Origin of the sequence: Pseudomonas sp. FSL W5-0203, assembly GCF_001896155.1 — a bacterium.
Taxonomy (GTDB): Bacteria; Pseudomonadota; Gammaproteobacteria; order Pseudomonadales; family Pseudomonadaceae; genus Aquipseudomonas; species Aquipseudomonas paracarnis.
In genome coordinates, this window is the sequence record NZ_MPOR01000009.1 from 172,318 (window position 1) to 185,939 (window position 13,622).

At 58.7% G+C, this 13,622-nt stretch carries 14 protein-coding genes and 1 pseudogene; 4 read left to right on the plus strand and 11 right to left on the minus strand.

Annotation, left to right across the window (positions count from 1 at the left end; genetic code table 11):
- Window positions 1–154: 154 nt before the first annotated feature.
- The gene (locus tag BOP96_RS11215) at window positions 155–784 is read right to left on the minus strand and encodes a TetR/AcrR family transcriptional regulator (protein ID WP_014719615.1); all 630 of its coding nucleotides are present in this window, start codon (window positions 782–784) and stop codon (window positions 155–157) included.
- A gap of 122 nt (window positions 785–906) precedes the next feature.
- Between BOP96_RS11215 and BOP96_RS11220 the strand changes: the two genes are divergently transcribed.
- The 3 genes from BOP96_RS11220 (at window position 907) to BOP96_RS11230 (ending at window position 4,445) form a co-directional block, all read left to right on the plus strand.
- Window positions 907–1,965, plus strand: a complete 1,059-nt coding sequence (locus BOP96_RS11220; protein WP_020303109.1) for an MBL fold metallo-hydrolase — start codon at window positions 907–909, stop codon at window positions 1,963–1,965.
- 182 nt (window positions 1,966–2,147) lie between these two features.
- Window positions 2,148–2,768, plus strand: coding sequence for a hypothetical protein (locus BOP96_RS11225; RefSeq protein WP_236466169.1), 621 nt, complete (start codon window positions 2,148–2,150; stop codon window positions 2,766–2,768).
- 231 nt (window positions 2,769–2,999) lie between these two features.
- Window positions 3,000–4,445, plus strand: coding sequence for an amidase family protein (locus BOP96_RS11230; RefSeq protein ID WP_020303107.1), 1,446 nt, complete (start codon window positions 3,000–3,002; stop codon window positions 4,443–4,445).
- A 6-nt stretch (window positions 4,446–4,451) separates the two neighbouring features.
- Here BOP96_RS11230 and BOP96_RS11235 read toward each other — a convergent pair whose 3' ends face one another.
- From BOP96_RS11235 to argH, 7 genes are all read right to left on the minus strand, one after another.
- On the minus strand, window positions 4,452–4,808 hold the full coding sequence (locus BOP96_RS11235) for a transcriptional regulator (protein WP_014719611.1): 357 nt from the start codon (window positions 4,806–4,808) through the stop codon (window positions 4,452–4,454).
- 90 nt (window positions 4,809–4,898) lie between these two features.
- Window positions 4,899–5,852, minus strand: a complete 954-nt coding sequence (locus BOP96_RS11240; RefSeq protein ID WP_073452690.1) for a hypothetical protein — start codon at window positions 5,850–5,852, stop codon at window positions 4,899–4,901.
- Window positions 5,853–5,906: 54 nt separating this feature from the next.
- Window positions 5,907–7,076, minus strand: coding sequence for an MFS transporter (locus BOP96_RS11245; protein WP_073452692.1), 1,170 nt, complete (start codon window positions 7,074–7,076; stop codon window positions 5,907–5,909).
- 163 nt (window positions 7,077–7,239) lie between these two features.
- The gene (locus BOP96_RS11250; protein WP_020303106.1) at window positions 7,240–8,061 is read right to left on the minus strand and encodes an ABC transporter substrate-binding protein; all 822 of its coding nucleotides are present in this window, start codon (window positions 8,059–8,061) and stop codon (window positions 7,240–7,242) included.
- 25 nt (window positions 8,062–8,086) lie between these two features.
- The gene (locus BOP96_RS11255; protein ID WP_003193648.1) at window positions 8,087–8,851 is read right to left on the minus strand and encodes an amino acid ABC transporter ATP-binding protein; all 765 of its coding nucleotides are present in this window, start codon (window positions 8,849–8,851) and stop codon (window positions 8,087–8,089) included.
- Window positions 8,852–8,875: 24 nt separating this feature from the next.
- Window positions 8,876–9,754: an amino acid ABC transporter permease gene (locus tag BOP96_RS11260; RefSeq protein WP_038451266.1), complete on the minus strand. Its 879-nt coding sequence runs from the start codon at window positions 9,752–9,754 to the stop codon at window positions 8,876–8,878.
- Window positions 9,755–9,877: 123 nt separating this feature from the next.
- Complete coding sequence (gene argH / locus BOP96_RS11265; RefSeq protein ID WP_073452694.1) at window positions 9,878–11,305, minus strand: argininosuccinate lyase; 1,428 nt, start codon at window positions 11,303–11,305, stop codon at window positions 9,878–9,880.
- Between the two features lie 193 nt (window positions 11,306–11,498).
- Here argH and BOP96_RS11270 point away from each other — a divergent pair, with 193 nt between their 5' ends.
- A complete protein-coding gene (locus BOP96_RS11270; protein WP_014719606.1) occupies window positions 11,499–12,458 on the plus strand; it encodes a LysR family transcriptional regulator in 960 nt (319 codons plus the stop codon).
- Window positions 12,459–12,549: 91 nt separating this feature from the next.
- On the opposite strand, the gene BOP96_RS11275 is transcribed toward BOP96_RS11270, so the two are convergent.
- The 3 genes and pseudogenes from BOP96_RS11275 to BOP96_RS30475 all read right to left on the minus strand — a co-directional run.
- Window positions 12,550–13,197 carry an HAD-IB family hydrolase gene (locus BOP96_RS11275; protein ID WP_020303103.1) on the minus strand — a complete coding sequence of 216 codons (648 nt, stop codon included), beginning with the start codon at window positions 13,195–13,197 and terminating at the stop codon, window positions 12,550–12,552.
- Between the two features lie 72 nt (window positions 13,198–13,269).
- A pseudogene (locus BOP96_RS11280) lies at window positions 13,270–13,443 on the minus strand (HNH endonuclease); the annotation flags it as partial.
- A 66-nt stretch (window positions 13,444–13,509) separates the two neighbouring features.
- Window positions 13,510–13,622 (minus strand): hypothetical protein (locus BOP96_RS30475; protein ID WP_238346834.1); only part of this gene is annotated, 113 nt, incomplete at its 5' end.

Sequence of the window (13,622 nt, forward strand, 5' to 3'; positions counted from 1 at the left end):
CAGCACGCGTCAGCGGGCAGAGCCGGTGGTCGGATAAGAAAGGTGGATTGTCGATTATTCCTGTGGGATTAATCAGTGTCCTTCCAGGCCATTTGCGCAAAACAGCGGGCAAAAACGCCATAAACGACCTTAAATGTCGCTCCTGCAACAGGGCTTACTGGGGCGTGCGCTGCGTGCTGGCTTCGTAGCCGGCGAGGAACAGGTCGATGGCCGATTCGATGACGTGGGCCTGGGTGGCAGGGTCGAGGGTGGGCTGGCCGAGGGTGATTTGCGGCCAGAATGCAAAGGCCTTGAGCAGGCTTTGGATCTGGTGGGCGGCGAACGCCGGGTCGGTGCCGGTGAGGCGGCCGTCTTCCTGGGCGGCGCGCACCCATTGGGTAAAGCCTTCTTCCCGCGCACTGAGGCGGTTGACCATGTCTTGCGCGCGCTCCGGCGAATGGATAGTGGCAGCAATGGCCACGCGTGCCAGGTCGAGGAAGTTGGCGTCTGACATCATCTGCATTTTCGCTTCCAGCAACGTGCGTAGTTGGTCGCGCAGTGGGCGGTCACTGGTGTAGATCACGTCCAGTTGGGCAACGCTGCTGGCCCACAGTTGGTGGAGGATCTCGGCGAACAGTTCTTCCTTGCTGGGGAAGTGGTTGTACACGGTGCGCTTGGAAACGCCAGCGCTGGCGGCGATCTTGTCCATGCTGGTGACCTCGAAGCCGTGCTCGCGAAATTCGGCAATCGCCGCCGCCACGATGGCTTCGCGTTTACGCTCGGTGAGGCGTTTGGGGGCAGTCATGGAAGGCATTCGACTCAACAATGAAATTACACCGGGCAGTTTACTTGCTCCGGATTTTGTTGCAATCTAGAAACTACACTGTGCAGTGTAATACTTGAGCGGACCGCAGGAGTCACTTTGTCATGGCTACGATTTCAACCCGTCTCGACCCTGCGCCCTCGGCGCCCAAGCCTGCCGAGCAGGGCCTGGGGCACTTCAGCAACGACACGCCGGTGCAGCACGGTGGCTTGGGCAAGACCCTGCGCATTTTCTGGAACATGCTATTCAACAAGCCGCGAACGACACGGCCGGTGGGGCAGATTCCGGTACAGCCACTGACCCGCGAGCAGTTATTGGCCGCCCCTGATCACAGCGTGTATCGCCTCGGCCATTCAACCGTGCTGCTGAAAATGCGCGGTAAATTCTGGGTCACCGACCCGGTGTTTGCCGAACGCGCCTCGCCATTGCGTTGGGCCGGCCCCAAGCGTTTTCATCAGCCGCCTATCAGTCTTGAAGAGCTGCCTGCGCTGGAAGCGGTGATCCTTTCCCACAATCATTACGACCATCTCGACCGCAAAGCGGTGGTCCAATTGGCCGAAAAGACCCGCTACTTCCTGGCGCCCCTGGGCGTGGGCGACACACTGGTCAAATGGGGCGTGGATGCCAGCAAAGTCCGCCAGTTGCAATGGTGGCAGGGCACCGAGGTCGATGGCGTTCGTTTTGTCTGCACGCCGGCCCAGCACTTTTCCGGGCGCGGCCTGTTTGATGGCAACCAGACCCTGTGGTGCTCCTGGGTGATGATCGACGACACGCGGCGTATCTTTTTTAGTGGCGATACGGGCTATTTCGACGGTTTCAAACGCATCGGCGAGCAATACGGGCCGTTTGACCTGACCCTGATGGAAACCGGCGCTTACAACGTCGATTGGCCCCATGTACACATGCAGCCGGAGCAAACGCTGCAGGCGCATATCGACCTTAAAGGGCGCTGGCTGCTGCCGATTCACAATGGCACCTTCGACCTGGCCTTCCACGCCTGGCATGAGCCTTTCGACCGCATCATGGCCCTGGCCTGGGAGCGCAATGTTTCGATCACCACTCCGGCGATGGGCCAGGCTTTTCGCTTGAACCAGCCTGAGCGCGGGCGTGCCTGGTGGCTGGAAGTGGAACCTCAATCGGTCAACGAACACGCAGCAGGCTGAGCCAAAGGCCCGTTTGGAAAAGAGCTTTTCAGCGAATTTCAGCCCTGCGACAAAGGTCAAGAGAGAGTGCGATGATCCCCCGGGAATTTTATCTCCGGGAGGATGTTTCGATGGACAGCCATTGTAAGAAACTTTGGAAGATGGGTTTGCCGTGTGCGTCAGCTCAACCGCTGCCATCGCTAATGAACGCCGTCGACGTTCCCGCTTCACCCCACGGTGCCGCTCCCCCTTCTATTGTCTTTGGCACCGAGCAACGTGCCGGCGCCACGCCCATACCTGGGTATAACGCTCTGGCTCCCCATATACGGCCGGTGCGCGATCCCGCGCTATCGCTGATCGCCATCAGCGGCGTTGACCCTACCGAACCGGTGATGGTGGAGGTACCGCTGGTATTGAATAACACCACCTTCACCGCCTCGCTGCCGCTGACGGGATATCGTATCGGCTATGCCGAGCATTATGTGCAGGGCAAGCAGGTTGAACGGGTCGCACGCAGTGCGGCCTTGAACCGAGTCTTCGACACCCTGCGCCAGGCTGGTGCGCAATGCGTGGCAGTGGATATGCAGCGCAGCGGTGATTGTGAGCAGGCTTGTCATGAAATCGACGAGCTGGTGGTAGGTCTTCGCCTTGATGCCTTGGTGTCAGAGGATCCCGAAGCCGCCTTTCATCACGCCTGTAAAAGCGGCTACCCCAGTATGTGTGAAACCCTGGAAGACGGCTCCAAGGTCTGGTTTTACGGTGCGCGCTGGGCGGGTGATCGCTTGGCGGCACTGGTACGAGCTTACCGCGTGCTGCGGCCGTAGGTATTGATGCCTACATCGGGCTGCGAAGGGTAGGACGCAGTGGCAGGATTCGCCTGAAATAGTGGTGGGTGGTCGGCTCTTAGACTGGTGCGGCGCTATCGACCGATAGCTCTCACACTCAGTCAAACAGAGGGGCACTTCATGATCGGACCAGTTTCGGCAGGTGGATGGGCCACGGGCCTGCTTCAGGAGCTTTCAAACCCGGTACAAGGTTTCAAGAGTGCCTGCCAGATGTCAGCGGAGATGGCCCAAGGAGGCGGCGTCACCTCAGAGTCGCTGTTGAAGGACTCGCTCAAACAAATTGCCAATATTGATCGTGGGCTACAGGGCGGCAATGCGTTTTTGGAAACCAACCCGGATGCCATGAGGGAGGCGAAAGCCCGCGATCAGGAACGTGCCAATGGCCGCGTACGCGGGTACTTGCATGGCGTGCCGATAGCGCTCAAGGATGTCTTTGAAACCAATGACCGCATGCAGACCAGTGCAGGCTCCAAGGCGTTGGTGGGTGCGCCTGCCGCCCGGAATGCCAAGGTCGTCGACAATTTGCTGAAAGCTGGCGTGGTGATTGTAGGCAAAACCAATATGAGTGAGCTGTCCAACTTTCGCTCACTCAAATCGGCGGATGGCTGGAGCTCCCGAGGTGGCCAGACGTTGAACCCACATCGACTCGGAGGGACGGTGGCCGGCTCGAGTTCAGGTTCGGCCGTGGCGGTCGCCCAGGGGCATGTGCCCGTGGCACTGGGGTTGGAAACCAACGGATCAATCATCAGCCCCGCAGCCTACAACGGTGTGTTTGGCCTGAAAACAACGACGGGCCTGGTCAGTACCGAAGGCGTCATGACCAGCACCCGCATGGACGCGGTGGGGACCTTCACCCGCAATATCTGTGATGCGGCAGAAGCACTCAATGCAATGACCGAGACCAACGTCTACACCGAGGGCCTGCACGCTGATGCCTTGAAGGGTAAGCGTATTGGCTATACCCCTTTGCCTGAATTGTCCGCAGAGGAGTCCAAAGACCCGGCCAAGCGCGCAGACCGCAAGCACTATGAGGCGGCGCTCGAAGTGATGAAGGCCCAGGGTGCAATTCTAGTGCCCTTGGAGCGGTTGGACGCCGGTGTCCCCGATGAAGCCTATGAGGGTTATAACGAGGCGATATTCTCGGAGGTCAAGCAACAACTGGAAGACTATTTGGCTGGGCGGGAAGGTTTGCCCGTCAAGTCACTTGCTGAGCTGATTGCTTTTATCAAACGCACGCAGAAACCTGATGAGCCTGACCAGAAATTGCTGGAAATGATCAATGAGCTGGAGACCACGCCGCAAAAGCGCGAGGTATTGTGGGAAGCCATCCTTCCTGTATTTCAGAAGACCATTGATGCCCCCCTGAAGGAGCACAAGCTCGACGCCATGGTATCGAATTTTCTGACGCACAACTATTTCTATAGTGCGGCCGCCGGGTACCCCGGTATATCTGTTCCATCAGGTATGGATGATGAAGGCATGCCCACGGCAATTTACGTGTATGGCTCCGGCAAGAGTGAAGCCACCTTGCTGTCAGTCGCCCATGGTTATGAACAAGCCTCGCAGGCCATTCAAGAACCGGCTTTTCTCCCAGGTGCTCCTTCTACGCAAACACCAGACAGTCCAGATAAAACGGTTGAGGCCACCAACGGCTGAGTTGAGTCAGCCTCGGCTGGTTGCCACGGTTGAACCCATCAATTGAGAGATAAGGCTTTGTGCAGAAGGCTGCGCCGCCGGGGTATCGAACCGGCGCGCACTCATCCCCCACCCCGGTGCGAACCCCGGGAAAAACACCAGCCCTTCGGCCTCCAGGCGAAACGCCAGGATCAAACGGGTTTCATCGTCCACGTCGCCGTGGTCTTCCAATTGTTCAATGGCTTGCACCGCCACGCCAGCCTGGCGAGCCAGCGCTTCGCGGCTCCAGCCCAGCATGACGCGCGCCTGCGCGCAGTGTTTGGCGGTGAATTGATGCAGGACGATCTGTTGTTCTACGAAAGAACTCATTGCCAGAGAGGACATGGGGTTTCTCCAGGTTCGACAGGGGAGGTGCAACTATACTGTGTTTTTGTACAGTTGTTTCTACCGCTCATCCACTGGCGTTGCAACCCCTTATGATTCCAGCCCCGGTGCCTCACGAATAATCAGGTGATCCAGATTCTCGATCCTGGCGCTGAATACCCCGAACGTCTGCTCGGGGTTTTTCTGGCTGGGCACCTGCACAAGCTGCGGCGTGACCCCATAGAAAAAGCAATACAGCGACCGTTCACTGCTGGCCGCCGCCTTGATCTGCTCCAGGAATGCCGTGCGCTTGCGGTAGTTTTCGATGAGCTTTTTGCTCAGGTAGACGTTCACCGAATAAGGCTTCCTGTCGAGCCACACCTTCTTTTCGAAGTCGATGCGAAAACTGCTGGTGTAGTCCTTGATGGTCTTGATCTTGCCCCAGTAAATCAAACCCTGGTTGTCTTGCAGGTATTCGATCTTCTTGAAGAATGCCCAGTAGGTCGCCGCGTGCTCACCGATCTTCAAAGGCATGGCCTTGAGCTTGTCCTTGTCATCGATGTTGGACACGTAGCACTCCACCGGGTGTGCGAATACGCTGGTTTTGTCCGGGATCGAGTCATTGCTGCCAGAAGAGGTGGTAGCGCGGTTTGCGGGCGCTTTCGTCGGCTCCTGAAGGACGCTTCCAGCGGTGCCGACTACCGGCGTTTTAGGCTCGTACAGTCGCCGCGTCAGCACAAATTCCGATGGGAAATTTTCCTCACGCTCGTCGTCATTTTCACCCGTCGCAGGTTTATGGCTGCCGGCATAGCGGCAGCCGTCGATATGCCGCGTGCCGGGTTTGTTCTTGAAGTGCGGCGTGCGCAGGTAGTTGACGTTCTTGGCGTTGAAAGTGCTCAACGCATTGGTGGTGCTATCGAACGCCGCGCGGCAGGCGTCGTTGGGGCACAGGAAGCTGTCCTTGTCGGAATCGAACGCGGTGGTTTCGTCGAAATTCAGGTCTCGTATGTCATAGATCGACACCTTGTCGTCGAGACTCAGGCTGTAGGCCGTGTCGAATTTCATGGGGCTCGGGTCCTTCAGAGGTTTGGCTATTAATAGCCGGATCTTGCGTAAATATCAGCAAGAACCTGCCACGCGTCGCCCGCTCAAGAAACACAGGGTGCCGCCCACGGCCGTGAGTGCGGCCAAGGCAAAGAACATGCTGGTGGGCGCCGCATTGATCAGCAGATAGCCGCAAATCACCGGGCTCATGGCCCCGCCAAACGCGGCCAGGTTCTGTGCCCCGTAATAACTGCCCCGTAGTGCATCCGGCGCGATGGTGTCGATAAACAGGAACTCTGAGGGATAGATGATCATCTCGCCCAAGGTGAACACAAACATCGCCAGGCACCAGGTCAGCAGACTGTGCGCCTGGCTGAAACCGACCAACCCGACAATAAACAGCAGGGTGCCCAGCACGATCCAATGGCGCAGTTGCTCGCGCTTGAGAAATCGGCCGATTTGGTACTGCATCAAAATCACGGTGATGGCGTTGCAGGCGAGCACCGCAGACAGAATTTTCAGTGCCTGGTCGGGTGTGTAGGCCACCAGCAAAAACTGCGACAGATAAAGGGTGTAGCGCCCATGGACGATGGTGCTCAACAGGCTGCCGCTGGTGAAGAGGATCAGCGTGCGGTCGCTGCGCAAGATGCGCAGGGTGCTGAGGAAACTCTGAGGCTTATGACTGTCGTCGCGCTGGGTCGGCGCAATGCCGATCATCAGGAACAGGCTGCCAAAGGCAATGGCGCTGGCGATCAAAAACGGTGCCCACGGCAATTGGCCGGCAATCACTACGCCCAACATCGGGCCCGTGGCATAGCCGACATTGGTCAGGGTGTAGCGCAGGGAAAACACCTTGGCGCGCTCACCCACCGGCAGGTTCTCGCTGATGATCGCCTTGGAGCCGATCAGGAACAGCGCCGACGCGGCTTCAGTCACAACAAGGGTCAGCGTGGTGAGGTAGAGGTTGCTGGCAAAGGTCAGCAACAAAAAACCGATGGAACTGGAGAGCATGGCCAGGATCAGCAGTTTGCGCTTTTCCAGGCGATCGATGATGTAGCCGCCATACAACCCCATGAGCGTGGCGATGAACACCGCGACCCCCATCAGCAGGCCGATGTCCTGCTGGTTGAGGCCCAGGCGTGTGCTCAGCCAAAGGGCCAGCAATGGGCTGGTCATGGCACGGCTGACCACGATGGTCACCGAGCAGATCATCAGGCGACGGATTACCAGGGAGTAGGTGGCCACGGTGGGGTGGGCTCCTTGTGATTCTTACCTACACGACTCAGATCACCAGCGAACGCAGATTGAGTGTGGGAGCTGGCTTGCCTGCGATAGCGGAGTAACAGCCAACATTGTTTTAGCTGACCCACCGTTATCGCAGGCAAGCCAGCTCCCACATTCGATGGCGTTATTGGCCAGAGTTGATGGTGATTTTTTCTACCGCACCTTGTTCCAGATCCCACTTCTTCAGGATCTTGCCGTAAGTCCCATCATCAATCATGCCCTGCAACGCCTCACTGATCGCCGTGACCAACTCGGTATTGCTCTTCTCAATCCCAAGCCCGGTGAATTGCTTGGAAATCGCCAGCCCCACCGGCTTGTACTTGCCCTTGTCCAGCGACATCAAATAAGGAATGGTCTCGCTGCCCTGCATCGCCGCATCCAGGCGGTTCTGCTGCAACTGCGCCCGCGCATCCGCCGAGCCTTCGGTGCCGATCACCACGATTGCCGGCTTACCCGCCGCCTCGCAGTTTGCCTTGCTCCAGGCGGTAATTTCCGACGGCCAGGTGGTGCGGCGGCTGGTGCCGACTTTTTTACCGCACAGGTCGGTCAACTCCTTGATCTCTTCGCGCTTGGCCAGGGTGTACAGCTGCGGGCCGCTGGTGAAGTAGTCGATGAAGGTCACGGCTTTCTGGCGCTCGGCGGTGTCGGTCATGCCTGACAGCACGATGTCGACGCGCTTGGTGGTCAGACCGCTGAGCATTTGTTCGAAGCCGGTTTCCTGCCATTTGATCTTCACGCCCAGTCGCTCGGCCAGGGCGTTGCCCAGGTCGAAATCAAAGCCGGTGAGTGTGTTGGTGGCCGGGTCCTTGAAGTCCATCGGCGGGTAGTTCGGCACGATGGCCGCGCTGATCTCACCCTTGTCCTTGATGGCTTGCGGCAAGGCCGCGAATACACATGAGGAGGCAATCAGGCCTGCAAGCAAGGTAGGGATAAACATCTTCTTCATGGGGGCGTTCTCGTTAGTTTTTTAGTTAAGTGCGAACGGCAGAAATAAAGCTTTGGGTACGCGGGTTTTGTGGGCTTATTAGAATGTCTTCCGGGCTGCCGGCTTCCACAATCTGGCCGGCGTCCATAAACACCATGCGGTTGGACACTTCGCGAGCGAAGCCCAATTCATGGGTGACCACGATCATGGTCATGCCGGTGGTGGCCAAATCGCGCATCACCGACAACACTTCGCCTACCAGCTCCGGGTCGAGGGCTGATGTGGGTTCGTCAAACAGCATCAACTTGGGGCGCATCGCCAAGGCACGGGCGATTGCCACACGCTGTTGCTGGCCACCGGACAACTCCACCGGGTAAGCATTGCGCTTGTCCGCCAGGCCAACGCGGGCCAGCAGTTCCAGCGCGTCTTCGATGGCTTCCTTGGGCGAGCGCTTGAGCACCTGGCACGGGCCTTCGATGATGTTTTGCAACACGGTCATGTGCGGGAACAAATTGAAACGCTGGAACACCATGCCGGTGGCCAGGCGCTGGCGGGCGATCTGCGCTTCGTTCATCTCGTGCAGCTTGTTGCCGACTACCCGATAACCGACCAGTTCGCCGTCGACCCACAGGCCGCCCTTGTCGATCTTTTCCAGCTGGTTGACGCAACGCAGCAGGGTACTTTTGCCCGAGCCGGACGGGCCGATGATGCACATCACCTCGCCTTGCTCGACCTCGATATTGATGTCACGCAGGGCGTGATACTGGTCGTAATACTTGTTCAGGTTGACAGCCTTGACGATGCTTCTCATGGGGCAAATCTCCTCAACCCAGGCTTACGAACGCTTGCCGGCGCCGCGGGCAAAACGACGCTCGAGGCGGCTTTGACCAAATGAAAGAACAGTCACCACCGCCAGGTACCAGATGCCCGCCACAATCAGCAGCTCCATCACCCGGGCGTTGGCGTAGTAGATGTTTTGCGCGTTGTGCAGCAGTTCCGAGTACTGGATGACACTGGCCAGGCTGGTCATTTTCACCATGCTGATGAACTCGTTGCCTACGGGCGGGATGATCACGCGCATGGCCTGCGGCAGAATGATCCTGCGCAGCGCCTGCAGGCTCGGCATGCCGATGGACTTGGCCGCCTCGTATTGGCCGGTGTCCACCGACAGCAAGCCGGCACGCACCACTTCAGCGGTGTAGGCGCCCTGGTTGATGCTCAAGCCGAGCAGGGCGGCTACGAAGGGCGTCATCAGGTCGACGGTGTCGATGCTGAACAGGCCCGGAATCGCGATCACCGGGAAGATCAACGCCAGGTTGAACCACAGCAACAATTGCAAAATCAGCGGTGTACCGCGAAACAACCAGGTGTAGGTGATGGCCACGTAACGCAGGATCGGGTTGGCCGACATGCGCATGATCGCCGTGATCACGCCGATCACCACGCCCAATGCCATCGCCAGGATCGACATGACGATGGTGTTCACCAGGCCCCAGAGGATGGCTTGCGACGTAAGGAACTGGCCAATGTAGGACCATTCGATCTGGCCATTGGCAAACGCGCGCAACAGCGCAGCCAACACAATCACGATCAACGTGGCAAAAAACATCCGCCCGTAATACCGCCGCGGCACATGCTCGTACCGGGTGATATCGAACTGGTTTTCAGACAACTTGCGCTCGGCTTCCAAGCGCTCGGCCGGGGTTTGATTCATGTTGCTACTCCAAAACTAATGACGCTCTAACCGATGTACACGGTGTTACGGTTGAAACCCGGTCAAATGTGGGAGCTGGCTTGCCTGCGAAAGCGCCGGTGAGCTCACCACACCTACCAAGGCTTAAATCCGAAACCCCTGATAACTCTCAGCCCACTTCTGCTGTTCAGCCAAAGCAGTCTTCAACCGCCCAATCTGCTCCTTCACCCGCTCCGGCGCCGTACCACCCCACCCACTGCGCGCCGCAATCGCCGCCTCCAGGGTCAGGCAATCACGCACGTCCGGGGTGAGCCGCCCATCCACCTCGGCCAACATCGCCGGTGAGGCTTGCCACAACTCAATTTCATGCTGCTCACAGGCCTGTACCAGCGCGCCGGTAATCTCATGGGCCTCCTTGAACGGCACGCCACGGGTGGCCAACCAATCCGCCACCTCAGTCGCCAAGGTAAAGCCCATCGGTGCCTGGCGTCGTAGCTCCTCTACCTGCACCTTCATGGTCGCCACCATCCCGGCCATCGCCGGCAACACCAGCAGCAAGGTGTCCACACTGTCCAACACGCTGTGCTTGTCTTCACTCAAATCGCGGTTGTACGACAGTGGCAACGACTTGAGCGTCGACATCAGCCCGGTCAGGTTGCCGATCAAACGCCCGGCCTTGCCCCGCGCCAGTTCGGCAATGTCCGGGTTCTTTTTCTGCGGCATGATCGAACTGCCGGTGGCGTAGGCGTCGTCTAGCACTACCCAGCGAAACTGGCGCGACGACCACAGGCAAAACTCCTCAGACAGCCGCGAAATATTCACCCCGAGCATGCCCGCCACAAACAGGAACTCCGCCACATGGTCACGGCTGGCGACAGCGTCGATGGAGTTTTCGCATGGCCCGGTGTAGCCCATTTCCTTGGCCGAGTGCTGCGGCTGACGTGCTATCGCCGAACCTGCCATCGCTGCCGCGCCCAACGGCGACAGGGCCGTACGCGCATCCCAATCCACCAGGCGCTGCACATCGCGCAGCATCGACTGCGCGTGAGCCAGCAAATGATGGGCAAACACAATGGGTTGCGCCTGCTGCAAATGGGTGAAGCCCGGGCAGATGCTCTGCACATGTTGCTCGGCCTGTTCAACCAACGCCTGCTGCAGGCCCAACACCTCAGTGGCGATGGTGCGTGCATGGTCACGCAGGAACAGGCGCAGATCATTGGCCGTCTGGTCATTGCGCGAGCGTCCGGCGCGCAACTTGCCGCCCAGGGCACCGAGGCGCTCGGTCAATACGCGTTCGATAAAGGTGTGTACGTCCTCGTCATCCAGGGTGGGATGCAGGCGACCGGCGGCGAAATCCTCACCGATACGGTCCAGGGCTTCGAGGGCGCGCAGGGTTTCCGATTCATCCAGCAAACCGGCGCGCTGCAACTCACGGGCATGGGCGCGGGAGCCGGCCAGGTCGTAGGGCGTGAGGCGAAAATAGCGCTCAGGGCAACGCGACAACGCGGCCAACGCCGCAGACGGACCGGTCTTGAAACGAGCGCCCCAAAGGCGGTCGGTGGGCTGGGACATGGGTGTTCCTCACGCTTGTTTTTAGAAGAGTCGGAGGCAGTTTCAACAGAAGTTTATCGGTGTAGAACCGACGTCTGACGCGCCGTATTCAAGGTTGCCAAGGGCGGATGTTTATGTTCATTATCGCCGCCTGGCTATGTTCAAGGATTGGGTTCAAGCCTGTTGAATATGGCACTCGAGGTCAACGCGCATTATGGAAACCCCACTTTCCACTTCTGGAAACCTGCCGCCAAAACCCGGCACACGAGCGCCGCTGCAACTGAGCGGGCTGGACTTTAAATTGTTGCGGGTATTTATGGCCGTGGTCGAAGCCGGCGGCTTCAGTGCCGCGCAAAACGAGCTGAACGTGGGCCTGGCGGCCATCAGCAAACAGATCTCCGATCTCGAGATTCGCATCGGCATGCGCCTGTGCACACGGGGCCGCGAAGGGTTCGGGCTGACCGAAGAAGGCAAGTTGGTGTATCAAGCATCCATCGAGTTATTTACCTCGGTGGACAGTTTTCGCGACAAGCTTAGTTCGGCGCAGAATGAACTCATCGGCGACCTGAGTGTGGGCGTTATCGATAACACCGTCTCCGACGTTAGTTCCCCACTGATTACCGCCCTGGGCAACTTACATCGCCAATCGCCAAAAATAAGATTGCGCCTACACGCCTCGCAATTGGACGAAGTTGAACGTGGGGTAGTGGAAGGGCGACTGGTCGCCGGCATCGTCCCGGTGTACCAACGCCGTGAAGAATTCGACTACTTCCCACTCTACGAAGAAAAGGCCCACGCCTACTGCGCCGTAGGGCATCCCTTGTTCACTGCGAGCGACATCACCCCCGACGCTCTTCGCCAATACGAAGTGGTCAACCATCGGTATGCGATCCATCGCGACAAGGCCAACTTCGTCAGCCACGACAGCCAGTCCGCCTCGGCTTCACAAGTGGAAGCCGTCGCCATCCTGATCCTCACCGGCCGCTTCCTGGGCTTTCTGCCAGAACACTACGCCACGCCACTGGTAAGGGAAGGGCGCCTGCGCGCACTGTGCCCAGAGCAGGTTCATTTAAGCACCGCGTTCAACCTGATCCTGCGCCACAACGCGCCGAGAAGCCCGATGGTAAAAGCCTTCGCCACAGCGCTGGGTGTAGACTTGAAGACGTCGGCCTAAGCCTCAACAAAGCTCAAATGTGGGAGCTGTCGAGCCCCAGCGAGGCTGCGAAGGGATCGCCTCGGTCTCCCGCCAACCCCACCCACCCGCATCACCGCTGCAACCGAGCCCGCTTTTTCTTCTTCGCATGAAAATGCCGAAAATGCGCATCCTGCGCCGCCGCCAACAACTCCCGATCCCCACGCGTATCGCCCCAGGCCCTGAGCCGATACTCCCCCAGGTCCCCATACACCGCCTCAAGCCGCAGCACCTTATTCTCACAACGGCAATTATTCCCGGTGAGCTTGCCGGTCAGCACCCCATCCACCACCTCAAGCTCAGTACCGATCAAGCGGATGCCAAGCCGGTCGGCAAACGGCTGCAACACCAACGCCGGCGACGCCGAACACAGCGTTACCACCGCCCCGGACTTCACCTCATCCGCTACCGACTGCAAACCGCTCGGGCGCATCAACTTGCTCCAGCGCGCCTGGCAATATTCCTGCGCTTGCTGCTGAACCCAAGCCTTCTCCACCCCGGTCATAAAGGTGCGAATCAACTGCGCCTTCAACTCATCCCGGCTGATCTGCCGCACCAAAAACCGCAGCCCCGGCAGCGCCAGCTTGACCATCCGGCCATAAAACTCGCCGGGGCCAAAGGCAAACTTGAGGAAGGGCACGAAACTGTCGTGGTGGGTGAGGGTGCCGTCGAAGTCAAAGACGGAAAGTACTTTGGCGTCTGCGGGGCCGGCTTCGAGCATGTCTGGGTTCACGGGTTGGCCTCGATCCTATCTGATAGTTTTCAAGCGGGCATCAGCTGTGACAGCAGGAGTCTACTCCCGTGCCAATCTTCCGATCTTGGCGTAAAGCTCTTCAGTGAAAGCTTCCCGAGCGCTTGACCGGTGACAACGCTGATGGCAATTGGGGCACAAGGCTACAGCATTGGGGGGGCGATCCGAACCCTTCCGGGCCAGGTGCTTGAGGTGATGTACTTCAAGAAATGGCAAATGCCTTTTTTACCGACGAAAAAAAGCCCTGAACATGCCAGGGCTTCCTTTAGTGCTTAGTCCGAATCAATCCCAGCTCAGCGCGCCGCCGGTCTGATACTCGATCACACGGGTCTCGAAGAAGTTTTTCTCTTTCTTCAAGTCCATGATCTCGCTCATCCACGGGAACGGGTTGGTGG

Bases quoted from the DNA above. Each gene is read 5' to 3' on its own strand.
- BOP96_RS11215 (WP_014719615.1), bottom strand. From the start codon at position 784: ATGACTGCCCCCAAACGCCTCACCGAGCGTAAACGCGAAGCCATCGTG.
- BOP96_RS11220 (WP_020303109.1), top strand. From the start codon at position 907: ATGGCTACGATTTCAACCCGTCTCGACCCTGCGCCCTCGGCGCCCAAG.
- BOP96_RS11225 (WP_236466169.1), top strand. From the start codon at position 2,148: ATGAACGCCGTCGACGTTCCCGCTTCACCCCACGGTGCCGCTCCCCCT.
- BOP96_RS11230 (WP_020303107.1), top strand. From the start codon at position 3,000: ATGTCAGCGGAGATGGCCCAAGGAGGCGGCGTCACCTCAGAGTCGCTG.
- BOP96_RS11235 (WP_014719611.1), bottom strand. From the start codon at position 4,808: ATGTCCTCTCTGGCAATGAGTTCTTTCGTAGAACAACAGATCGTCCTG.
- BOP96_RS11240 (WP_073452690.1), bottom strand. From the start codon at position 5,852: ATGAAATTCGACACGGCCTACAGCCTGAGTCTCGACGACAAGGTGTCG.
- BOP96_RS11250 (WP_020303106.1), bottom strand. From the start codon at position 8,061: ATGAAGAAGATGTTTATCCCTACCTTGCTTGCAGGCCTGATTGCCTCC.
- BOP96_RS11255 (WP_003193648.1), bottom strand. From the start codon at position 8,851: ATGAGAAGCATCGTCAAGGCTGTCAACCTGAACAAGTATTACGACCAG.
- BOP96_RS11260 (WP_038451266.1), bottom strand. From the start codon at position 9,754: ATGAATCAAACCCCGGCCGAGCGCTTGGAAGCCGAGCGCAAGTTGTCT.
- argH (WP_073452694.1), bottom strand. From the start codon at position 11,305: ATGTCCCAGCCCACCGACCGCCTTTGGGGCGCTCGTTTCAAGACCGGT.
- BOP96_RS11270 (WP_014719606.1), top strand. From the start codon at position 11,499: ATGGAAACCCCACTTTCCACTTCTGGAAACCTGCCGCCAAAACCCGGC.
- BOP96_RS11275 (WP_020303103.1), bottom strand. From the start codon at position 13,197: ATGCTCGAAGCCGGCCCCGCAGACGCCAAAGTACTTTCCGTCTTTGAC.